26 protein-coding genes are annotated in these 21,932 nt (G+C 39.5%); all 26 read right to left on the bottom strand.

What is annotated here, in order from left to right:
- The 26 genes from HXT29_RS03085 to HXT29_RS03210 all read right to left on the bottom strand — a co-directional run bounded on the left by HXT29_RS03085 (position 1) and on the right by HXT29_RS03210 (position 21,924).
- Positions 1–405 carry a recombinase family protein gene (locus HXT29_RS03085; RefSeq protein ID WP_020757299.1) on the bottom strand — a complete coding sequence of 135 codons (405 nt, stop codon included), beginning with the start codon at positions 403–405 and terminating at the stop codon, positions 1–3.
- A complete protein-coding gene (locus HXT29_RS03090) occupies positions 375–1,970 on the bottom strand; it encodes a recombinase family protein (RefSeq protein WP_422118248.1) in 1,596 nt (531 codons plus the stop codon). The genes HXT29_RS03085 and HXT29_RS03090 overlap by 31 nt, the downstream gene beginning before the upstream one ends.
- Positions 1,971–2,031: 61 nt before the next feature.
- Positions 2,032–2,244: an SHOCT domain-containing protein gene (locus tag HXT29_RS03095; protein ID WP_004114729.1), complete on the bottom strand. Its 213-nt coding sequence runs from the start codon at positions 2,242–2,244 to the stop codon at positions 2,032–2,034.
- On the bottom strand, positions 2,231–2,641 hold the full coding sequence (locus tag HXT29_RS03100) for an RNA polymerase subunit sigma-70 (RefSeq protein WP_421781511.1): 411 nt from the start codon (positions 2,639–2,641) through the stop codon (positions 2,231–2,233). The genes HXT29_RS03095 and HXT29_RS03100 overlap by 14 nt, the downstream gene beginning before the upstream one ends.
- Before the next feature lie 149 nt (positions 2,642–2,790).
- A complete protein-coding gene (locus tag HXT29_RS03105; protein WP_422118249.1) occupies positions 2,791–3,711 on the bottom strand; it encodes a GH25 family lysozyme in 921 nt (306 codons plus the stop codon).
- Positions 3,704–4,123 (bottom strand): phage holin family protein, encoded by a 420-nt coding sequence (locus HXT29_RS03110; RefSeq protein WP_422118250.1) that lies wholly within the window; start codon positions 4,121–4,123, stop codon positions 3,704–3,706. The genes HXT29_RS03105 and HXT29_RS03110 overlap by 8 nt, the downstream gene beginning before the upstream one ends.
- 164 nt (positions 4,124–4,287) lie before the next feature.
- Complete coding sequence (locus HXT29_RS03115) at positions 4,288–4,620, bottom strand: toxin (protein WP_422118251.1); 333 nt, start codon at positions 4,618–4,620, stop codon at positions 4,288–4,290.
- On the bottom strand, positions 4,620–4,784 hold the full coding sequence (locus HXT29_RS03120; protein WP_019260890.1) for a hypothetical protein: 165 nt from the start codon (positions 4,782–4,784) through the stop codon (positions 4,620–4,622). The genes HXT29_RS03115 and HXT29_RS03120 overlap by 1 nt, the downstream gene beginning before the upstream one ends.
- 71 nt (positions 4,785–4,855) lie before the next feature.
- Positions 4,856–7,663 (bottom strand): phage tail spike protein, encoded by a 2,808-nt coding sequence (locus HXT29_RS03125; RefSeq protein ID WP_422118460.1) that lies wholly within the window; start codon positions 7,661–7,663, stop codon positions 4,856–4,858.
- Between the two features lie 12 nt (positions 7,664–7,675).
- A complete protein-coding gene (locus HXT29_RS03130) occupies positions 7,676–8,074 on the bottom strand; it encodes a hypothetical protein (protein WP_422118252.1) in 399 nt (132 codons plus the stop codon).
- Between the two features lie 265 nt (positions 8,075–8,339).
- Positions 8,340–10,907, bottom strand: a complete 2,568-nt coding sequence (locus HXT29_RS03135) for a hypothetical protein (RefSeq protein WP_422118253.1) — start codon at positions 10,905–10,907, stop codon at positions 8,340–8,342.
- A gap of 491 nt (positions 10,908–11,398) precedes the next feature.
- Complete coding sequence (locus HXT29_RS03140; protein WP_032812428.1) at positions 11,399–12,055, bottom strand: hypothetical protein; 657 nt, start codon at positions 12,053–12,055, stop codon at positions 11,399–11,401.
- 288 nt (positions 12,056–12,343) lie between these two features.
- Positions 12,344–12,709, bottom strand: coding sequence for a hypothetical protein (locus HXT29_RS03145; protein WP_422118254.1), 366 nt, complete (start codon positions 12,707–12,709; stop codon positions 12,344–12,346).
- Positions 12,710–12,727: 18 nt separating this feature from the next.
- Entirely contained in the window at positions 12,728–13,300 is a 573-nt protein-coding gene (locus tag HXT29_RS03150) for a major tail protein (RefSeq protein ID WP_422118255.1), read from the bottom strand.
- On the bottom strand, positions 13,284–13,622 hold the full coding sequence (locus HXT29_RS03155; protein ID WP_422118256.1) for a hypothetical protein: 339 nt from the start codon (positions 13,620–13,622) through the stop codon (positions 13,284–13,286). Before HXT29_RS03155 ends, HXT29_RS03150 begins: the two co-directional genes overlap by 17 nt.
- Positions 13,615–13,995 carry an HK97 gp10 family phage protein gene (locus HXT29_RS03160; protein ID WP_004104983.1) on the bottom strand — a complete coding sequence of 127 codons (381 nt, stop codon included), beginning with the start codon at positions 13,993–13,995 and terminating at the stop codon, positions 13,615–13,617. Before HXT29_RS03160 ends, HXT29_RS03155 begins: the two co-directional genes overlap by 8 nt.
- On the bottom strand, positions 13,992–14,324 hold the full coding sequence (locus tag HXT29_RS03165) for a phage head closure protein (RefSeq protein WP_065189405.1): 333 nt from the start codon (positions 14,322–14,324) through the stop codon (positions 13,992–13,994). Before HXT29_RS03165 ends, HXT29_RS03160 begins: the two co-directional genes overlap by 4 nt.
- Entirely contained in the window at positions 14,325–14,603 is a 279-nt protein-coding gene (locus HXT29_RS03170; RefSeq protein WP_016815967.1) for a head-tail connector protein, read from the bottom strand.
- Between the two features lie 30 nt (positions 14,604–14,633).
- Positions 14,634–15,818, bottom strand: a complete 1,185-nt coding sequence (locus HXT29_RS03175) for a phage major capsid protein (RefSeq protein ID WP_101888708.1) — start codon at positions 15,816–15,818, stop codon at positions 14,634–14,636.
- A 2-nt stretch (positions 15,819–15,820) separates the two neighbouring features.
- Positions 15,821–16,564 (bottom strand): head maturation protease, ClpP-related, encoded by a 744-nt coding sequence (locus tag HXT29_RS03180; protein ID WP_192382072.1) that lies wholly within the window; start codon positions 16,562–16,564, stop codon positions 15,821–15,823.
- 116 nt (positions 16,565–16,680) lie between these two features.
- Positions 16,681–17,448, bottom strand: coding sequence for a hypothetical protein (locus HXT29_RS03185; RefSeq protein ID WP_004104990.1), 768 nt, complete (start codon positions 17,446–17,448; stop codon positions 16,681–16,683).
- A 21-nt stretch (positions 17,449–17,469) separates the two neighbouring features.
- Positions 17,470–17,952, bottom strand: coding sequence for a DUF7689 domain-containing protein (locus tag HXT29_RS03190; protein WP_016815963.1), 483 nt, complete (start codon positions 17,950–17,952; stop codon positions 17,470–17,472).
- Positions 17,953–18,290: 338 nt separating this feature from the next.
- Positions 18,291–19,538, bottom strand: a complete 1,248-nt coding sequence (locus HXT29_RS03195) for a phage portal protein (RefSeq protein ID WP_422118257.1) — start codon at positions 19,536–19,538, stop codon at positions 18,291–18,293.
- 11 nt (positions 19,539–19,549) lie between these two features.
- Positions 19,550–21,142, bottom strand: coding sequence for a terminase large subunit (locus HXT29_RS03200; protein ID WP_422118258.1), 1,593 nt, complete (start codon positions 21,140–21,142; stop codon positions 19,550–19,552).
- A 124-nt stretch (positions 21,143–21,266) separates the two neighbouring features.
- Complete coding sequence (locus HXT29_RS03205; protein ID WP_065189402.1) at positions 21,267–21,491, bottom strand: DUF7678 domain-containing protein; 225 nt, start codon at positions 21,489–21,491, stop codon at positions 21,267–21,269.
- A gap of 148 nt (positions 21,492–21,639) precedes the next feature.
- A complete protein-coding gene (locus HXT29_RS03210) occupies positions 21,640–21,924 on the bottom strand; it encodes a transcriptional regulator (protein WP_065189401.1) in 285 nt (94 codons plus the stop codon).
- Between the last annotated feature and the right edge of the window lie 8 nt (positions 21,925–21,932).

Raw genomic sequence — 21,932 nt, forward strand, 5'->3', positions numbered from 1 at the left:
TTACACCTCCTTGATTTGACTGTACGCGTATGCTGCTTGCCGATAAGGATCATCGTATTTCTTTTCTATAACGCCTATTTCGTACGTAACATTTGTTGTTATTAAAGGTTTTAGCTCTGTTGTACGAGGTTTTTTTCTAAAATTGTTGGCTCTTAACTGTTGAACTTTATTAAAAGTTTCTTCATCTAAAAGACTTGGATAAAGCGATGTTCCTAAGTACGTTTTATTTTTCAAAATATTGCTAATTACAGAGTGTGTTTTATTAATGTTCACCGCTCGAGCCGTTTCAGAAATCGTTCCAAATTCTAAGAATTTACGGAAAAGTTCTCTCACTTTTTGAGCTTCTTTTTCGTCTATAACCGCTTTACCGTCTACTATTCGGTAACCATATGGGATGTGTGCCATGTTTCTTTCACCTCTTCTTCTAATTCCAATCCGCATTTCAAATGAAAAATAAATTCTGTTCTGCTTTTAACTACGACATCGTCTACAAAATCCAGAAAATCCTCGTCCTTAAACTCGCTAAATACTTCTGTGACGATTACGAACCGTTGAAGTTTTTGTGCCTCGTTTAAGTGCGTTAAGTTACCGTTTAAACTGTTGGAAAGCTGAAGTTTTTCCTTAAGACAAGTATCCATTTCCGTTTTAAGCTGATTGCTTTCCAGATAGTAGGAATCCATCTCAATGTAGCCACCGGCTAAAAGCTTACTAAGTACTTGCTCTTGTTCTTGCAATTTAGCTATTTTTTCTTCGAGTTCGATAACTTTGTTCAAACCGTCTTTATTATTCACGTTTCTTAAGCTTTTTATGAAAGGCGTTAATATTTGAGCAGATGTTGCTTTGAGCTTGTTAAGCATTTGAAGAAAAGCTAATTTAACATACTCCTCTTTTACAGCTTTCATAGGGCAGCATTTAATTTCACGTATGTGCTTGGTACAACACCAAACAACATAGGCTCCATCTTTTTTATGCCGGTCGTGTTTCTTTAACCTACTATGGCAATTACCGCAGTAAAGTTTTTCTGAAAATGTATATCTAGCAAGGTATTTATTACTACCGCTGGTAATATTTAGTTTTAATTTTCTCTTCTGTCTAAGCTCATGCACATTATTAAAAGTTTCATGACTGATGATAGCCTCGTGATGGTTTTCAATAACATACTGTTTTTTCTCGCCACAGTTTTTATGGCGGTTAAAACTATCATCCGTAAATGTCTTTTGAAAAATTACATCCCCTGTGTATGTTTTATTAGTCAGAACAGCGTTCACAGTAGTTGAAGTCCAGTTTCCGCCCTTTTTAGTTGGAATCTTTTTATCGGTCAATACTCGTGCTATTGCTTTTCCGCCCATGCCGGAAAGAGCCATGTTGAAAATTTCTTTTACTACCTTGGCTTGCTCTGGAACTATAATCATTTTCTTATTCTCGTTTTTATACCCATACGCAGGGCAGGGAATGACGAAGCTTCCGTTTTCGAACCTTTTTTGGATTGACCACATGTTGTTTTCCGAGATGGATCTTGACTCGCTTTGCGCAATAGAACTCAGGATAGAAAGCATAAGCTCCGAACTCATATGCTCGGTATCAATGTTTTCTTTCTCAAAATACAAATAAATACCGAGACCGGTAAGTTTTCTAACTATTTCAAGACAGTCAACCGTGTTTCTTGCAAGCCTACTAATAGACTTTGTAATAATCCTGTCTATTTGACCGCTCTGACAGTCTTTAAGCAGTTGTTTAAGACTTTCACGCTTATCGATTTTCGTGCCGCTAATACCCTCGTCAAAGTAAAGTCCCGCATACTCCCAGCAGGGATTAGACTTAATATAGTTTTCGTAATGCTCCTTTTGCACTTCTAGACTGAGAAGCTGCTCATCACTATCACTAGAAACTCTCGCATACGCTGCAACCCGCGTCTTTTTCTCAAAACCGGTTTTTCGTATTGTAGAGTCTATTTTTATTATTTCTTTCACTATTTCCCCTAACTTTCAGCTAATACTATTCATCACTCTAAAAGCAGTGTTTATCAAGCTTTTAACCCAATAATTCCTTGTAAAACGGGTGAAATTTTTCCCTGTTAAGACGGCTTATTTTTTCTTTTTCTTGCTCGCTGATAAGCCCTTTTTTAAAGAGTGAAACGGTAAGTTTTTCGGCTATTTCAAAACGAAAATCCGCCTGCATACTCTCTTTTGTCCAAGCCCTCGCTTTAACATCCTTTAGCCCGTGAACATCCTTACTGATTTGCATGACGTCCACCTTCAAAACGATGTTCTATATAGCAGGCGTGGCAGCAGTATTTTCTGGTTTTATTACCGTAAGAGATAAAAGAATTTTTGCAGTTAAGACAAGCACACTCATAGTTTGCCTGTCTTTTTACCAACTGTGTATGCTTACTCCACCATGCGCTTCTACACGCGTCAGAGCAGAAACGTTTAACTTTTCTTCCTTTGTTTTGCTTGATTGGTTTTGAACAAGATTCACATAATGCCGTCTGTATTTTCATAGACTGGATTACGCCTAGACTATTACGTTTGCAGTAGCTTTTAATCGTATTAACGGAAACATCCATACGGTTTGCAATCTGCGTATAGCTAAGACCTTCATCTCTTAGTAATTTGACTTGCTGTTTTTCTTCCATATTCATTTGCCTGTGCCTCCTTACATCACAGGCAAAGAAAAAACAGTGTTTTTTAACCTCTTGACTTGATAATTTAACCTTAAAAAATAAAAAAAAAGCCCGAGGATTGCTCCAATGTAGGAACAAGCCTCGGGCTTTACATGTTTCAAACTGTTTTACAAGAGTTCGTTTACTCGTTTTTGTACCGTATCATAATCGTATCCGGCTTGAGTTAAACGCTGTTTACGCATGCTACCGTTACCCCACGCACCTCGGATTACTTCACGGGCAAGCTCATCAACTGACTTTCTACAGGCTTTAACACCAAGCAGCTCATTAACCTTATTTTGCACACTCGCATAATCGTATCCGGCAGAAGTTAAACGCTGTTTACGCTCATTTCCGTTACCCCAAGCGCCGTTAATAACTTCTCGCGCCACCTCATCAATACTTGACGTGCGCGCAGCTTGGTCAGAGCCGCCGTTTTTACATCCGTTTAATCCAGCGTTTTTAATAATGCTCGGATAATCCATGTAAGCATAATCCATGTCAACTCTGCCGGCTACTCCAGGCACACTGCCACTTGACGAGTATTGCCAAAGACCATACGAACCCTGATAATTGCAGTGCGTGTTCCACTGTGCAATCCACAAAGCGTAACGGTTTCTAACATGAGCGGACACAAGATTATTAGCAGTTGAAAGCGAAGTGTAAAAACCTGCATAATACCCGCAAGCTTCCAGCTTATTGCAAAAACTGGTAATCAGCGAATCGCAGAAAGCTCGCCCACGGTTAAGCTGGCTTTTCTCTTCCAAATCAAAGTAAACAGGATACTCAAAACTCTTACCTGAAAGCATGTTCACACAGCTTTGAGCCTCCTCAGCCGCCTCAAAACCAGAGTTTGCGTACGAATACCAGTAGGCTCCAACATCAAGATCGCATGTTTTTGCTTTACGATAGTTCTGTTCAAACCACTTGTCTTTGCATCCGATACCGTATCCTGCTCGAATGATCACAAACTCAACACCGGATGCTTTCACCGCGTTGAAATCAATGTCACCCTGCCATTCTGATACGTCTATTCCTTTTTTACTCATGAGTATTGTCCTTCCTGTTCTTGTCGTGTAATTGTTCTAAAACGTTTTTTAATTTCTCAGGCACGGGAAGCCCCAGGTGAGCCGCGTTTTCGGTTAAAGATAATCCTTCGTTAGATAGGTAGAAGAAAATTACTGCGGTTCTCATCACGCTTCCTTGCTTCAAAACATGAAAATCTATAATGTTTGCTATGCCAACAAGCATAAAAATGAGCACCTTTCTAAAAATGCCCTTAAAACCAATGCTGCTAGACAGTTTCTTATCCGTAACAGCACACATCACGCCTGTAATATAATCTGCAACCACAAATAAAACGAGTGCGAGGATAAGCCCGTCGCACCCGCCTAAAAAGTATCCCAGCCAGCCGCCTATTAGTGTGAAAGCCAGTTGAGCACTATTCCAAAATCCTCTCATAATTCTCCTTACAAGTTTTCCTAACATTTGCCAGTACTCTTATAAAAACAAAAAACAAAAAGTAGAAAGTAATAAAAAAAGGACAGGCATGGTTTAAACCACACCTGCCCTAACATTTCAACATTTCAGCATTTCAACTGATATTATTTTTCAACACATGACTACTACTTAACACATTCTTCAGCATCTTCACCTTTCCCAGCCGCTTCATCTTTTTCGTCTTTTTCGGCTTTTTCGGCTTTTATTTTCAAAATCTCGTCGTTAAGTTCGCGTTCTCTAGAGTTAAAATAGTCTTCTAACTGTTTCACATACGCTTCATATTCCATCGAGTTTTCCGCGATCACCGCAGAACGCATATCAGATAATACGCTTGCAACAATGCCTTCTATCATGTAAGTAGGTATTGGTATTTGCTTATTCAACTCGACTATTTTTTCGTTTAACTCAGCCTTATATTTTTGCACAGCTACCGCGTAGCTAATTGTCGGTTTTACCACTACTCTCCTCCAATCTTTTTTAGAATAATATCCAGCTTGTGGCTGATTTCGCATAAAATTTTCGTATTATCAACTACAGGTGTTGTAATACTTTCTGTCACGTCTTTTAAGCGCGTGCCTTTATTAGCCACTATTTTGTTTGTGTGAATAATTAGTTTTTCCATAACAAATTCTCCCTTTATTCTTCTTTCAAGTTCACTTCCGCGCTTCACTTCCGCGTTCACTTCCGCGTTTTTTAATAGTATTTAACTTTCATGAGTATCCCGTTTTTAAACACCATGTGAGCGTTAGAACCCCATTTTGAAGCTTTCCCATCCTGGTTCATTTCAATAATCTGCACATAGTTAATATCCGCGTCTACTCCTGCACCGTCTTGCCAAACAGGATCTATAATCTTGTTACCGTGCATGTAAAAGTTGCATCCAGCGTGAATACCATACTCTTTATAAATGCTTTGTGAACGTGAAAAACACAGCATAGTAGCGTATGTTTCTTCATCAGCTGATTTACGCTGCGCGAAAGCCATATACTTTCCGTCGTTAGTAAGATGAAAAACTAGACCCTTGTGAGAATTATCTTCTTCCCACTCGCCGGTTCCAACATAGCCAATATACACGCCGTTACGGTAGAAGTTGTTTCCGTTTTTATCAAAAACAGCTCTTTTATGATCCTCATCAACTTCACCATCGTAAAGTTCTATCTGCCCGGGTGTTATTTGCACGTATTTACTCGAATGGTTAAACCCGAGAAGGAAACTGTTATAGTTTTGCTGCATGAAACTACCAAAATCACCTTTTTTAACCATTGAAGATATGGAATCTTCTACTATGGTTAGTTTAGAAATAGCCTTATCAGCCGTGGATTTAGCAGCCTCAATGTCTTTATCTTTGACTCTCAGCCAAGCGAACGTTCTAAAACTACTTATACTGTCAGCTGAAACGTAATGCCATAGTTTGCTTGTCCCAGCTTTATACGGGTGTTCAGACTCAGGATAATTTTCATCTTTAACCTCAATAATGTTAATATCTTCAGGCAGTTTAGACACGTATCCTGAAATTTCTCCTGAATACTCTTTTTTAATGCTATCAATCTTAAAACCATAATTGTCAAACGGAGACCAGTTAGTTCTAAAATGTAGCCAAAACTCACTTGATGGAACAAACACTGTTGCGCCAGAAATTTTTTCACCAGTTAAACCAGGTATAGCGTAAATTTTATCCTCATACTTGTAAAAAATGTCTACAAAATCGTCAAAAGCTGATTCCGTATGCGACTTCTCATTAAATTTTACGGCTAAACTTTCCTGCTTAACAATAAGCCTGTAAGCGTAGCCGGTTGACGTGTCGTAGAAAAAATCACCAACATGCTGCATTTTTTCACTATCATTCAGCCACAAGCTCATAGGAGCGTTAAACTGGCTTGGAGTATACGAGCCGTAATAGTTACCGTTTTTCTGTTTAAGACTATGGTTAACGCTTTCAACACCAGCCTCAATCTTACCGTCTGTAACATTCAGTTTCGTGTTGATTTCACTTATCGTGTAATAGTTTTCAAGCCGCCTACCAGTGTCTTTTATAGCCTCGTTTTTTGCTTTACTAATCTGCTTTTCTACCTGGGAAGTGTAAGAGACTGAAAGTTTTTCCGCGTCAATCGAATGTCCGATAATCCTGTCACCATACACCATGCCGTCAAGAGTCATCGCAGTACTGTAAGGCCCTGAAAAACCGTTATGGCTTCCAGCAATACCATTCATGTTAACCTGTAACACTTTCGTAGCAGTGTTTTTATCAGGCGTATCCATGTAAAGGTCACGAACCCACATGCCTTTACTATCGTATTCGCTTATCTTATAGCCGCTTTGAGAATTACCCATTTGCGCTTTAATATTATCTATCGCAGCTTTAACACGCTCGTTATCAATTTTTCTAGCTTCAACCGCTTCTTCTTTTAACGTTTGAACAGCATGCGACACGTTTTGCACATACCCTTTAGAAATCCTGCTCGCAAGCACGATTCTAACTTCGCCTGGTTTTTGAATCGGTATAGTCTGTTTTACTACAGGAAACACTCGGTCCATGCCAAATTGTGGAGCGAGACAACGAACCCTATCCCCACACTCAATCGTCGCATAATATAAACCTAACTCGGATAAGTCAACCGCGCTAAGGCTTATTTCTACATGCTCAAACTGGTTATCCTGTAACCATTTAGTAGCTTTGCGCATAAGATTAGTTGGAACTGTCACATTATTGAAATTAACAACTTTACAAACCCAGCCGAATGTTTTTTGCGCTTCACGAGATACTATATAGTTTTTCCCATTGTTTATTGAAGTAATATCAACATGCTTTTTAAGAACCTCGTTTTCACCATTCTCGTTTTCCAACTCTTTGCCGAGAGGAATAACCGCTGTAGTAACATCCTCTGCTGAAAGGTTTTCCGCGTATTCAAGCAGGTTCAAGCCGAAACTAATATGCTGGCTTGTAGCTTTACCCATTTCCTCCAAACGCAGGTAATCTAAGTAAAGTTTCCCGTCTTCTTTTCTAAGACGCACATATCCGCCAAGCTTTTCAACCATTTTTCCCATAATCGCTTCAAGCGTTGTTTCAAAATTAGTAAACCTGTAGAGTGAATCATTCGAATCAGATACTGTGACGAAACCAATCCTTATTTTCTTATAATCATCTACCTGACTGTTATGAGCTTGTAAAAGTTTTTCTAAAAGCTGGTAGGAACTCTGATCATGATATTCTTTCTGAGGTTGAATACTATCCGCTAAATAAGTTAACAACCCTACGCAAGTTACTTTCTTACTACCATACAAGTCTTTTACTTGCTCTCTAACCTCGCCGAAGAAAATCTCCTCATCGTCACGCCACACGCTTACTATTGATTTCCGGTTTTTAATAAGCTCATAGCAAGGGTTTTGACTAGGGCAAGTAAACGTTAACGTTCCCGCAGTATTAAGCTCCAAATTTAACGTAATATCATCAAGTACCGCTTTATCATCATTCGGATAGTAAATCGTATTATCATCAAGCATGATCCTGTACACTCACAACCACCCCCTTTTATAGGAAATATTTACCATCCCGTTTCCAACGAATGTTAAGCGCATGCTTATTTTTGAACGAAGCTGTGGGAAACGGTTAAAACCTGTTTTAATCTCATACTTTTTACCATTAGAATCCAGTAGCATACTGTTAGATGACAGGTTGTTAAATTCTGGAATCAGCGTCATGTCAAAATCGTGAACGAGTGTTATTTCCCGCTTATCATCTACTTGCACACCCCATATTGTGTGAACACCATCCGAATCATCTACACTATACTTATATGGTTGCAGCTTATAGTTGAGTGTGAGAGTTGAATAGTTTTTATCCGATTTAAAACCACTAACCCACACTCGACCCTGATAGTAGAACAATGGTTCATCATCAAGAGACAGTTTCACACTCTTTCCGTGGATTAACGTTTTAACCCTATGGCATGTTTCACTCCACTTGTTTTTGTTTGCAACAATGAATTCAAAACAGCCTTCACGCATCTCGTATAACACTTCACCGGCAAGACTTTCACTAATATCAATACTTTCTGCCTGCCTGGTATTTGCAAATACTCTAATTTAGGTTCTGGAAGTTGAACGAGTGGACGGCTTGTAGCAACCAGCCCTAGATCGTTAAAACTATGCAACCCGTTTATTAGCATCCCATACACTTCTACCACCCCCTTGTTTTTCTTGTTTGAAGCTTAAAAAGCTCACTGTCCATCCTGTGCGCGATACCACCCACTAGTTCGCCAGTGTCGAGCACAATACTCTGGTTGGAAAACTGTGGGAAATACGCGTCCATAATCGCTAGAATCTGGTTCATAACATTAAGCATTTGCGTGTTCGCTCCCGCGCTCATATTCTGCAAAGTATCAAGCCCCATAATCACTTCCGGACCTTTTTCACCGCCGCCAAGCATACGCCCGTTTTTCTCACCGAAAATAGTCGCCCCGTTTAACAGCATCGGCTTGTTCATTGCTTTCTTATACCAGTCGATAGCAAGATACGGTACAGACGGTGGCGTAAGAGAGAATTGTCCTTTAATACTAAAATGAGGCAGTTTAATATGAGGAAGACTAAGTTTTATGCCAGAGAAAAACCCTGTTATAGCGTCGATTACTGCTTTAACCTTGTTTTTCGCCGCTTCTATCGGAGTGATGATCGCGTTTTTAATACCATTCCAAATTGACACAACCGTGTTTTTAATACCGTTAAACACAGACTTAACCATGTTTGCTACTGAATTAAACACTGTTGAAATGCTTGTTTTAATACCGTTTACCACGCTCATGATCGCGTTTTTAATACCATTCCAAACACTTGTTGCAGTGTTTTTAATACCGTTTAAAACGTTAGTGAAAAACGATACGATACTATTCCAAACGTTCATGAAAAAGTTTTTCACACTCGACCACAGTTTGTTCCAACTAGTGCCAAAGAAAGACAAAAACACGTTAAAAACGTTTTTTAACGTGTTCAATACTGTTATGAACGTGTTTTTAACCGCGTTCCAAACAGCAGTAAAAATTTCTTTTACACCATTCCAAAGCTGAGACCAGTTACCGGTAAACAATCCTATAAAAACGTCTAAAACGCCTGTGATTAAATCAAGAACGGTTTTGAAACTAGTAAAACTTAAATTTAAAGCGCCTTCAAACAGTGGAGCTAGAATAGCACACAAACCATTCCACACTGTTTTAAGCCCTTCAACAATACTCGTAAAATCAATACCAAGGCTTGACAGTTTTTCTTTAACACCATTAACAAAACCGGTGAAAGTTTCCTTAATTTTCTCCCAAACAGCAATAACACTGTTTCTAAACTCTTCGTTAGTGTTCCATAAGGTTACAAAAGCTGCTACCAGAACACCAATAACCGCAACAACCGCGAGTATTGGCGCGGATACTCCACCTAAAACAGCGCCTAACCCTTCAAGAATACTAGAGCCGGAAGTAAAACTTGCGAACATTTTACCTATAAACAAAGCTAGTTTAGAAAACCCTTGTATAGCAACACCTATTTTAGAAATACACGTTCCAAGAACCACTAAAAAAGGGCCAACTGCCGCAGCAATCAGCCCAAGTGTCACTATAAGTTTTTGGCTTTCTGGAGAAAGCTGTTTAAATTTAGAAAGCCATGCTGAAATTTTCTGCATTAATGGTGTTATGACAGGAAGTAAAACATTACCAATAGTCGCAGCAATATTCTGCAACTCTGTTTTTAGAATCTTCATAGAACCCGAAGCGCCCGCAGCTTCACGCCCAGCCTGCCCTTGAGCGTCAGCAGTCTGCTCCATAATAAGAGCCAAAGTAGCAGCCTGTTTCGCTTGCAAGCTCATCGCGCCTCTACCATCATGCAAACCCATAGCAAGAGCTTTAGCTTTAATAGTCGCCTCGTTAACACCCATACCATAATTGTCAAGCATCGCATTATTACCTTTAAGCGCGCCCGTTAAAGCAAGAACAGCAGACTCGGTCGTGCCACCAAACATAGCAGACAAGTCGCCTGCAAGAGCAACCAGCTTCTGACTCATCTCAGCTGCTTCAGCATCACTTTTCCCACCAATATTTTTCAACATCGCGCCCATAGTATTCGCATACTCTAAAGCTTGACCTTGAGCAATACCATAATAGGATTTCAAACTTCCTGACCATCTAAGCATTCTGTCAGCAGACTTACCGTAAATCTGCTCTGTCGCACCCATAGCATCCTGTAAGTCTGCTGCAGCAGTAAAACCAGCAGTACCAATAGCAGCAATCGGCAGCGTAACTTTCGTGCTTAAACTTTGACCAAGAGATGACATACCATCTCCTAGTTTCTTTATCTTTTTACTCGTACTATCAAACTGGCTACTAAGCTTGGTTAAACTAACACTACCTACCTGTTTTAATTTTTCTTTTAAACTATCAAGATTATTTTCTGTCTCAACAATCTCACGCTGCAACGCATCATACTTGTCTTTACCAAGCTCACCGTTTTCCAACTGTACTTTAGCCTGCTTATCCGCCTGTTTCAAAACGTTAAGCTTATTAGACGTTTCTTGGATTTCTTTCTGCAAAAAAGCCTGCTTTTGGCTTAAAAGCTGCGTGCTTGTCGGATCAAGTTTCAAAAGCCTATTAACATCACGAAGCGACTGCTCGGTTGAGCGAATAGTCGAATTCACCTGTTGTAAAGACTTATCTAAGCCTGTAGTATCCCCACCAATTTCAACAGTAATACCTTTAATCCTGCTTGCCATAACATCACCTCCTTCCTAAAAATAGGCATGAAAAAAGCACCTACTATTTAGTAAGTGCTAGAAATAATCTTCCATGATTAATTTATCAGTAAATCAATCTATTCAAGTTCTTTAGTTCTATTTCATTTATATTTATGTTCGTATAGCCGTCTTTCAATAATTCTACTCGTACAGATCTAAATAAATCCTCACATACATCTGGACGATTTAATGTTTTTAATCGATCATCATAATGTACTGTAGTTGTCAGAAATAACTTATCACAATCTATTCTAGTTGGTCGCGTAAATGGATTCCTAGATATATCTGGCTGCTCATCATGATAATGAACCATTGGGTTTCTAATAAGCATATAAGGTTTTAGTGTTTGACATTTAATATACTCATACACTGTACCCGAATGTTTATTACAAATATACATATGTGAAGCCACAGCCATCCCATCCGATATAGACGGATAAGGCACTTTCATCCTCACAACATCTTTTTCGTTAATCAATCAGAAGCCTCCCTTCTTCGTCAATATCGACGAATACTGGATTATGGAGTTCTTCATTTTCCGCAAGAGTAAGCATCATATCGAAATGTTTCTCCGTAAGTAATTCCGAATCAGATTTTGAAAATACAAAGTATTTTTTATCTAAATTTATAATTTTTGAGTTTTCTACCATATTTGTTGAATACATTGCATCTAATGCATCGATCAGTTTTTTATCATTATAATTGAAGTCCGATTCATCTAAATCTACTTGATACTCACCAGACACAATGCGATTTTCTTTTGATTTCCAAAGATTCATCTGATGTGTAAGATCAGATAATTCCTTTTCCGTCATAGTACCAACTATAAAAGCGCATTTTTCAGCCCTTTTAACATTAATAGCTTCAACATTTTTATCATACGCATTCTGAGCCGCCACATTAAAGCTTGCTCTTTCCTTAGTATAATCTCCCCAAACATTACTAAATACCGGACCTTTTTTATACCCTCTTAAATGACTAAAATCAGGTGTTTCTCCAGATACTTTCGTAAAGGCTTCATAAAACAGCAAAAATTTTTGCAACTTTAAAGGGGTCTCATATGATGTATTGTCATTATTCTTTAGCCAACCACTTAAATATAGTTTTCTTTCATTTGAATAAATCATATTCATACTCCTTTCGTAAATCTTTTCATTTTACATCAATCTGATATTAATGTAAATATATTTTCCCATTTTTTGTGCTTATTACTATATTTATCATTATCATACCAAAAATACTCAAGTCTTTAAATTAGAACTTATCAAACTCTGCTTGGCTTGCGAGCTTATCGTATTTCACACTATCGTTTGCTTTCTCCGTCCACATGTCTAAAACCATGCCAATAGTTAAAAGATCCAGTTCGCAAATACTAATCCCGATTTCTGTGCATCTAAGAAGAAACAACGCGGTTGTCATTTGCCGTGTTGTTGTTTTAAATTTTTTTTAGATTTTACTTCAGTTTCCAAGTTTGCTCCCCAAAGTTCTAGAATTTCAGGAAGAATCTCGTAGATAGAAAACATTTCAAACTCGTCAAGCCACTCATCAATACTCGCTGGAATAGTATTATCCGCGTGATAAGCCATGATATAAGCTACGTTTTCAAAAATTTCAAGATCTGCTATTTCAAAAACACCCTCGTTGTTTTTGAAAGACTGCTCTAATTTTGACAGGTCTTTGAAAATATCACGCTTGAATTTAATACGATACAGTCTTGGAATAGTGGCGGAAGAACGAAACTTCACGTCTTTACCATTTACTTTTACTGTTTTTTCTAACACGTTTACCCCCTTTAAAACTTATTTGTTTGCCGTGTTAACTTGCGGAACGTACACGCTCTTATACCATTTCTCATAGGTTTCTTTTGAAGTAGTGTCACCGCTACGGGATTTCACCAAACCATCTTCTCTAGGATCAGCCGTAAGCGACAAAGTTTCCGTACCTGGTTCTATAGTGTCTTCCTTAGTTTCTGACTCGATAGACGGTCGTGTTGCTGAACAGTTATATAAAACGTGTCTGATCGCGTTCACGTCACCATCAAACTCAAACAGGAGCGCGAATTTTTCTGTTTCACTAATCTTCGCGTTTTCAACCAGCACACCGTTTTTATCTAGTTCTTCTCTCAGTATTTCCGTCCTAAACCATTCAGGTATAAGAGCAATTTCCAAGTCGCCACTGTAACCGTTGTTAGCAGTCGACCTGAAGTAAACAATCCCGTCAGCGTAAAACGGTGAGGATTCACCCTCAGCCTCAAGGCTTATACTCACCGCCCCCGGAATCGGCTTAGGCTCATCGTAGGAGAAACCACTCGAATCTTTTTTAAGTTTTGCAGCATACACGTTTTTAAGATTGTATTTAACCTTGTTTCCCATTTTCTGTTACCTCCATTTCAAAAATGTAGAGTGTTTCATAAAGCTGTTCCGACTCTATGAACGCTTCTGTTTTGTTATAAAAAATGCCGTGCCTATCAAGCACGGCCTCAACTTGTTCTTCCAGTACGGGGTTCTTATAGTCCGCGTATAGTTCAATATGAATTTCGTTTGCTTTAAAATACGTTTTCCCGTCTGCAGAAAAATTACTGCTCGCAGGCGTTAAAAACAGTAGGAAAGGCGGATTAGGGGATTCTCCTTCAGCAAAATGATGGTATGCGAAAGGAAAACCTATCTCTCTCATAATGTTTAAAAGATTACCCATTTTTAACCGCCTCCTCTATTTCTTTTTCAAAACTTCGTACTGCTTTACTTTCAGCCTCAGCAATGTGTGCTCTAGCTTCCACGCGTCCGCCGCCTCGTTTAGCATGACCGTACTCTAACAAGTGTGTAAGCTGATACTTGTTTCTAGAATGCACTACGAGAACTAGTCTGCTGCCTGTTTCGTTTAATGTTTTAACAGCCCAACTTTTCGCATACGCTCCAGTTCGTTTAGGAGCTGTCATGTTAATTTCTTCTTTTGCTGTTTTACCAGCGTTTTTTACTGCTTCTTTTACTTTCCCGGTTGTAACTTTCGCGTAAGTTTTAAGCTCTCTAATAACTTCTTTAGAGAGGCTTCCAATACTTACTTTGCTCACTTTTTACACCTCTTACAGTGAAGTTTCAGGCTTTTCTTCTTATAATTCATGTGGTCAACACCTAAAATCTCATAAACCGTATCACGGAAAACAATCCTGTAACCAAGCGATGAGACTACAGCGGTTTCTTTCGAATATCGGATAGTAAAATCTATTTTTGACTCATCCCACACGTTTCCTGCATTAGTCTGCTCAGATGGGCTTTCAGCACTCACCGTAGCGTAACACTCGTAATATTTACTCCACTTAATCTTATGATTACCAACCTCATCAACCTCTACACTGTTTTTAAGCAGCACAATACGCTCGTTTAATAAGCCTATTCTCATTTAAAACCCCGTTTTTCTAACAGTAAAAAGCATCGAACGTAAGGTGAGAGTTAGCGCGTGATGGTCTGCTTCTTCCCGATGCTCATACAAGTAGCCTGTAGCGTATAAGACTGCGAGCCGATACTCGTCAAAGTTTTCACTAATCAAACTAGTATCGTTTTTACGAGCTACTCCCTGGCAGAGTTTTTCAGCAGAATGAATAAGGGTGTTGATAAGCTCATCATCTTCTTTACTATCCACCCTAAGATAGTTTTTTGCTTCCTCGACTGTAACTATCATCAACACCCCTCCTTAACTTTTAGCCGTCTTTTAAGCTGCTACGCTTGTTTTAACAGGTAGAATCTGTACTGCTTCTTTAAGCACGAGTTTGCCGTCTACACGCTCTTTAGCGACGAAACCTATCATGCCGTTTCCAGCGAAAAGTTCGGTAAGTTCTTTAAACGAGCGTGAACCACGGTCGCCAATGTTGTAGTACGAGTAGTTGCCAAAAGCCACCATGTTTTCAGGCGCGTAAGCAGACGTGTATACCGGGTATCCGAGAATCCTGTTCGGCTCATCATCCTGGTATGAAGGCTGCCAAACGTACGCGCCGTTATTGTCTTTAAGTTTTCGTATGCTCGCGACTGTTTTATCGTTCATAATAAAACTCGCGTTTTTACGGTATGGTCGCCTCAAAGCGTGAACAAGATCAATCAGATCATCAGTTTTAATACTGGTAGTTTCTTTAAGGAACGTGCCGCCGTCTTTCTTGTTGAAAATACCAGTTGGTTTTCCCACACCATCCCCGTTAAGAAAAGCGTCTTCCTCAGCGTTAGCCAGCGCCATGCCGAAGGATGTGAGAAGATGATTCTCGAGGTTAAACGCATTATCATGCAAGAGTTCTTCAGTAACTTTTACCGCAACGTGAAGCTTATGAGCGTCAAGCAGGATTTGAGCAAACTTGGAATCCCCAAAGTTAAGGCTTGCGCCTTCTTCAATCCAAGCTGCTGCAGGATCACTCATCGCAACATTAATCTTATGCTCTCCACTAGTGGTAATCGTGGTAGCAAGAGAGCGAATAATGTTTTCTTCTTTCAACGTTTCAATCAGACGATTATCGTATTCTTCCGGCACAAGATACCCGCCGTCAGCGTCCACGCCTTCCTGCAACACGTTATCGACTCGTTTAAAATTACTTCTAAGAGCTGTAAGCATTGCCTGCTTATACTCGTCACGCGCACGACCTTGTTTTTCAAGGTTCACACCTGTTTTCATAGGTTTTGCAACAATCGCCTCAGATGTTGGTTTTGAAAGCTCCTTATCCATTTTTTCCATCTGTTCCAAGCGTTCAATTTCCATACTGTAAGCTTTCACTTTCGCTTCCATCTCATCATAGGTTTTCGCGTCTTCTTCTGAAATAAGCCCGTCCTTGTCACGTTTAGACTCAAGGAAAGCTTTTGCACCCTGCCAGGCCTTGTTACGTTTCTCAACCATGTTTGAAATAGTGTTCATCATGTTTACCTCCAATTTTTGATTAAAAAAAGACGATCCATAAGATCGTCTGCACTAATATTGTTTGTTTCCTTACCGCTTATCCGGCAGGCTTTAGATATTTTTTCCAATAACGTGTTTTGCACGCTTGCTTTCGAATACAATGTTGAAACTTGTGGTATGCCAATATCAGTGGTTTCACCTCTAGTTAAAACACCGTCAGCGAACCCGAGTTCTACCGCCTTGTTAGCATCCATCCACGTTTCCGAATCCATTAAATGCGAGAGTTTCACACGGTTAAGCCCTGTTTTAATCTCGTAAGCGTTAATAATGGACTCTTTGACCTCATCAAGCATTGATATTGCTTTTTCCATTTCGTTTCTGTTGCCAAAAGCAACCGTCATAGGATTATGGATCATAAGCATTGACACCGGGCTCATATAAACCTTTGTTCCAGCCATCGCAATCACTGATGCAGCCGATGCTGCAATCCCATCAATCTTGACCGTCACACAACCCTTGTAATCCATGAGCATGTTATAGATTTGTGCCGCAGCCACACAATCGCCGCCAGGTGAGTTAATCCACACGGTAATATTTCCACTACCAGCGTTTAACTCGTCTTTAAAAAGTTGTGGTGTAATATCATCATCAAACCATGATTCTTCAGCAATCGTACCGTTAAGAAACAGTGTCCTCTCAAAAATCTCATTATTCTCATTAGTCTCATTGTTTTCCTTTTGGTTTTTCCACTGCCAAAACTTCCTCATTACCTTTTTCCTCCTCTCTTATATAAAGAAGCGACCAAGATTTTCTTGGTCGCTTCATGTTCGTATAACACTCATATAATACCTAAAGAACTAGCTTTACAGTTAAATAATCCACCTTACTTGTATGCTCTTCCATTTAAGGAAACTAGAGAATCAAATAATTGTGTTTCATCTAGAATACTCTCAGTTGGAGTTCTTTCCGTTATTGCAAGTTCTTTATACTTACTAGTAATTCCCTTAACAGCTTCTAATATCGATGGTTTAGAAACTTTGGAATCACTTTTCCTATACTCTTTAATTAAATCAGAAACTGCAAAAATCCCTAATTCCTTAAATTTCTGAGTTCGGTCATGATCATTCAAAGTTTCATTATTACTGATTCTTTCAACATTAAACCTTGTATTGTTTACTTTTTCGTCATAAGCCATCCTAAACTCTAACGAATTTTTCCAACCATAGTCAGAATTGTAAACAAACTTTTCGCCAGTTATGTCTTCAATAGCCATAGCTAGAATATATTCATAGCATCCAGCATCTCTACTATCATAAATAGCATCGTAAAGAGGTTTAATTGCCTTCAGTCCCAGTTTCAATATTCTTTGATAGTTTTTAGAATTCCTAATAAACTTTCCTGGATGTGCCTGCATAGCCACTTGTGGATTAGTCTTCGTCTCAGTTTCTAATTCCACCATCAACTTATTCATGGATCCCTTTATATCATCTAACGTTTCAGCATAAGCTACGTTTACTGGCATCAATTTATGAGCTATATTCCCACTATTCTTTGATGCTGGATTATTTCCAATAATAAAAATTCCAGTAAATACAAATAGAACCAATAAAAGTAAAGTTCCTAGCGAAATATACATTTTTTTCTTAGACATAGTATTACACCTCCTAGAATTCTAATTCGCAGTGTATTTGTGTTGCAAAGAACCATAAACAGAATTAGGGTAATAAGGATCATGACTACCATGGTTAAACAGCTCCAATTGTCCCCATTTAGCACGGCACCACTTAAGACCAGTAACCTTTGCAAAATGAACAATTTTATCAGGAGAATGACCATACGCTAGAATAAATGGATCATATTTATAAGGTCTATAACCTTTCTTTGCCAGATAATTATCCAATTGCGCTTTAGTAGCACCATCATCACCAAAGTCACTAGGCCATTCGTACGTCATACTACCAGTTGCAAATCCTAGACAATTATATGCTGGCGTAGCCTTATCGCTATAAAACCATGTCCATGAAATACTATCATAAAACGATTTTGGTTGAGATAAAGTATACGCATAAGCAACAGAATTGGATGTGAAAAACAACATTCCAACAACCATTACATAAGTGGTTATTGCTGATAACATCTTTCTTTTTCTAATCATTTGTAAGCACCTCCTTAAAAACAACATCTTTAACTAAGATTGAGATTAATCAGATTTTATCTCGAATGATCACTATTCTTGTACATTTTATGATTTTTTTATAATGTCACATAAATTATTCCATCCTTTCTGCTATTATTAATTTGTTGTATACTCTCATAGTGTAGGATATTATCTTAGCTAAGTATCCATAGAGATTAAATTCTATTTTTCGCTTAACGTTAAGATAATTCGTTATGTCTTCGTTGCCTAAATGATTCATCCACTGTCTAAACAGTTATACTATAATAATATTAATATAACATGTTATATTAATATTATCAAGACACAAATTCATCTTAATCACCTAACTTATTTCTACCAATTACAGTGAACGCTCCAGCACGGTTAAGCGGGAGCATGTTACCGTTAATCAAATACAAGTCACCACCCTCACAGGCGGGAATCTTATCCAAGTTTTCTAACTGTCTAATATCGTTCGCGCTCATCCAACCGTTTTGACGAGCGGTAGCATAACCATTCATACGACTCTGATAGTCTCCTCGAAGAAGACCATCCACGTTAAACTTCACATAATAAGTTTCTTTCTCCTTATCAGTAAAAAGCCGCCTCGTAATAGACTGTTCAAAACGCGCCACCCAAGGATCCAGCGTGTATTTCACAAACTCCAACGACTGCTGCTCAATATTAGAAAAACTCGACTTTTCTAAATCACCAACCATGTGTGGTGGGACTCTAAAAATACGAGCAATCTCGTTAATCTGAAACTTACGAGTTTCAAGAAACTGTGCTTCGTTAGGCGAAATAGAAATAGGCGTATACTTCATGCCTTCCTCTAAAATCGCTATCTTATGCGAGTTAGAACCCGAGAACCCCTTATTCCAACTATCCCTCATACTTTGAGGATCTTTCACTGTACCGGGGTATTCCAAGATTCCACTTGGTGTAGCACCGTTAGCGAAAAACGATGCACCATACTCTTCCGTAGCTATCGCCATACCGATAGCGTTTTTTGCCATCGCAATAGGCGAATAGCCAACAAGCCCGTCAAAACCAAGACCGGGAATATGAAGCACGTCAAAAGGTTTAAGTTTCACACTCGTTTCTTTACCCGCTAAAACATCACTATCATTTAACGTATACTCGTAAAAAATTTGACCACTCTCATCCCGGTCAACTCTCATACGATCAGGCATTAAAGGGTATAAGCCTAAAACCTCGCCTTTACCGTTTCGAATAATCTGCGCGTAAGCATTACCCCATAACAGTAGATGCGTCATCAAGGTTTCTCTAAACACGAAGCTTGTCATTTCAAGATTCGGCTCATCATGAAGCACCTTATACAAAGGATGTTTAACCGCTTTAACCGTACCCGTACTCGTCCGCTCATACACGTGAAGCGGCAGACTCGCCACCGCTTCAGACAAAATACGCACACACGAGTAGACAGCCGTCATCTGCATCGCCGAACGCTCATTCACCCTCTTACCCGAAGAAGACATGCCACTAATAAACCTTTGAGCATTCAAGTTAAAACGATTCTCAGGCTTATCTCTGCTATTAAAAATCTTACTGAAAATGTTCATGACCCTCCCTTTTACATGAATAGGATTCCTCGAGCGTCATACACGCTTTGAGTGTTCGCGTTACCGCATCTGATAGCACGGTCAAGCGCCATGATGGTTGCGATAGCACCGTCTATTTTCTCTGTTGATTTTTCTTTATCGCATTTAATGTTTCCTGCAGGATCTGTCCTAATAAATATGTTGTCCATGTTCCAGCGAAGCACCGGATGAGCGGAGTGTGCGATTTTCTGTTCGAGTGTAAGCTTCATAAGCTCCTTGGTAGGAGGACTCATATCCTTGAATCCTTGTCCGAACGGGACCACGGTAAACCCCATGTTTTCAAGGTTTTGCACCATTTGCACTGCGCCCCAACGGTCGAAAGCAATCTCACGAATATTGAAACGTTCACCTAATGTTTCGATGAATTTTTCAATAAACCCGTAGTGAACAACGTTTCCTTCCGTAGTTTTAATAAACCCTTGTTTTTCCCACACGTCATACGGCACATGGTCCCGTTTCACGCGCATATCCAAGGTTTCTTCAGGCACCCAAAAATATGGTAGGATACGAAACTTATCCGACTCATCTTCTGGTGGAAAGACCAAAACAAAGGAGGTAAGGTCGGTGGTGCTTGAAAGGTCAAGACCCCCGTAGCAGACCCTGCCCTCGAGTTCTTCCTCGTTTACCTGAAAACCGCAAGCATCCCATTTTTCCATCGGCATCCAACGAATAGACTGTTTCACCCACTGGTTAAGACGAAGCTGACGGAAAGCATTCTCTTCACCAGGATTTTGCCGGGCTGACTCGAAAGCAGCCTTAACTTTCTCCATTTGAACCGTCACCCCAAGAGAAGGATTAGCTTTCTTCCACACCTTCGGATCAGTCCAATCATCCGAATCTTTTGCACCATAAATCACTGGGTAAAAAGTTGGATCAATTTTCCTACCCTCGAGAATATCCACTGCTTTCTGATGAGTCTCATAGCAGATCGAATGCGTATCCGTACCGGCTGTGGTAATCAGAAAATACAGTGGCTGCATGCGAGCATCCCCGGAGCCTTTAGTCATCACGTCAAAAAGTTTACGGTTTGGCTGCGTGTGAAGCTCATCAAACACGACACCGTGAATGTTAAACCCGTGTTTAGAGTAAGCTTCAGCCGACAACACTTGGTAGAAACTGTTAGTTGGTAGGAAAATAATACGTTTTTGCGAAGCTAAAATTTTAACCCTACGATTAAGAGCCGGACACATTCTAACCATGTCAGCCGCCACATCAAACACGATCGTTGCCTGCTGACGGTCCGCCGCACAACCATAAACCTCGGCACGCTCCTCATTATCCCCACAGCATAAAAGCAGTGCCACTGCCGCGGCAAGCTCACTTTTACCCATTTTCTTAGGTATCTCAATATAAGCAGTATTAAACTGACGGTAACCATTCGGTTTCACCACGCCAAACAAGTCCCTGATAATCTGCTCCTGCCAGTCAAGGAGCTTAAAAGGCTTACCAGCCCACGTGCCTTTCGTGTGTGTTAAACATTCGATAAAACTCACGGCATAATCCGCAAGCTCTTTACTATAGGTTGAATCTTCTTTTTTAAACTTAGTAACCTCGTATTTTTGCAACTTAAGCTCCTCCTTTCTTTAGGCATAAAAAAAGACGCTTACTTGCGTCCACATCATTTCTTATCTTTCCTACGAGAAACAGGGCCTTAAAAAGCCCTGCTGCTTTTAACTAGACTTAAAGTTTTTAGTTTCTTGCGTCAAGGATCATTTCTAAAGCCTCGTTTGCAAGCTTGCCTGTTGGCATAATATCCCAGCCTCTATCATAGTTTGCGATAACCTTGTTATTGTTTTTCAAAGTAAGCTTGGAAATTCGCCCCTGGTTAATCCCATATTCGCTTGGCTCTTCAAAAACCTTCATACTGTAGCTTACAACCTGATCTTCAACCCTAAGCGTATCTTGTTCCCACATGATTTTTCTCCTTTTTCTGTGTTTTTTGTTAGTACTATATATCACTCTAAAAGCACATAATAGCAAGCCGTAAACGAGAAAAAATCGCGGATAATTCCACGATTTTTCTCCAGCCTTCCAACCCTATGGCTGACTATCCCCCTTTCTTTTAGCTTCTTGCTTGTTGAATCGCTTGATAAGCTTTTTGAATATCCTTGTCCAAGGTTTCAGCATCCGCAAACAGTTCAAACTCCGTATCGTTGAGTTTTCCTCCGCTTACCTTCCAAAGCTCCTCGTGAGCTTTACTGGCGCAGGTTTTTGCTGTTTGTGCAATGTCGAGCATGCTGATAGCCGAACTAATTTTCCCTTCTTCAGCTTTTTTGATTGCGTTTAGCGCGTAGCGTCTGCATGTTTTAACTTCGTTTGTAAGGTTTTGTAAGATTTCTTTTTTCATAAGGTTTC

Source organism: Gardnerella sp. DNF00550 (genome assembly GCF_049262685.1).
Taxonomy (GTDB): Bacteria; Actinomycetota; Actinomycetes; order Actinomycetales; family Bifidobacteriaceae; genus Bifidobacterium; species Bifidobacterium leopoldii.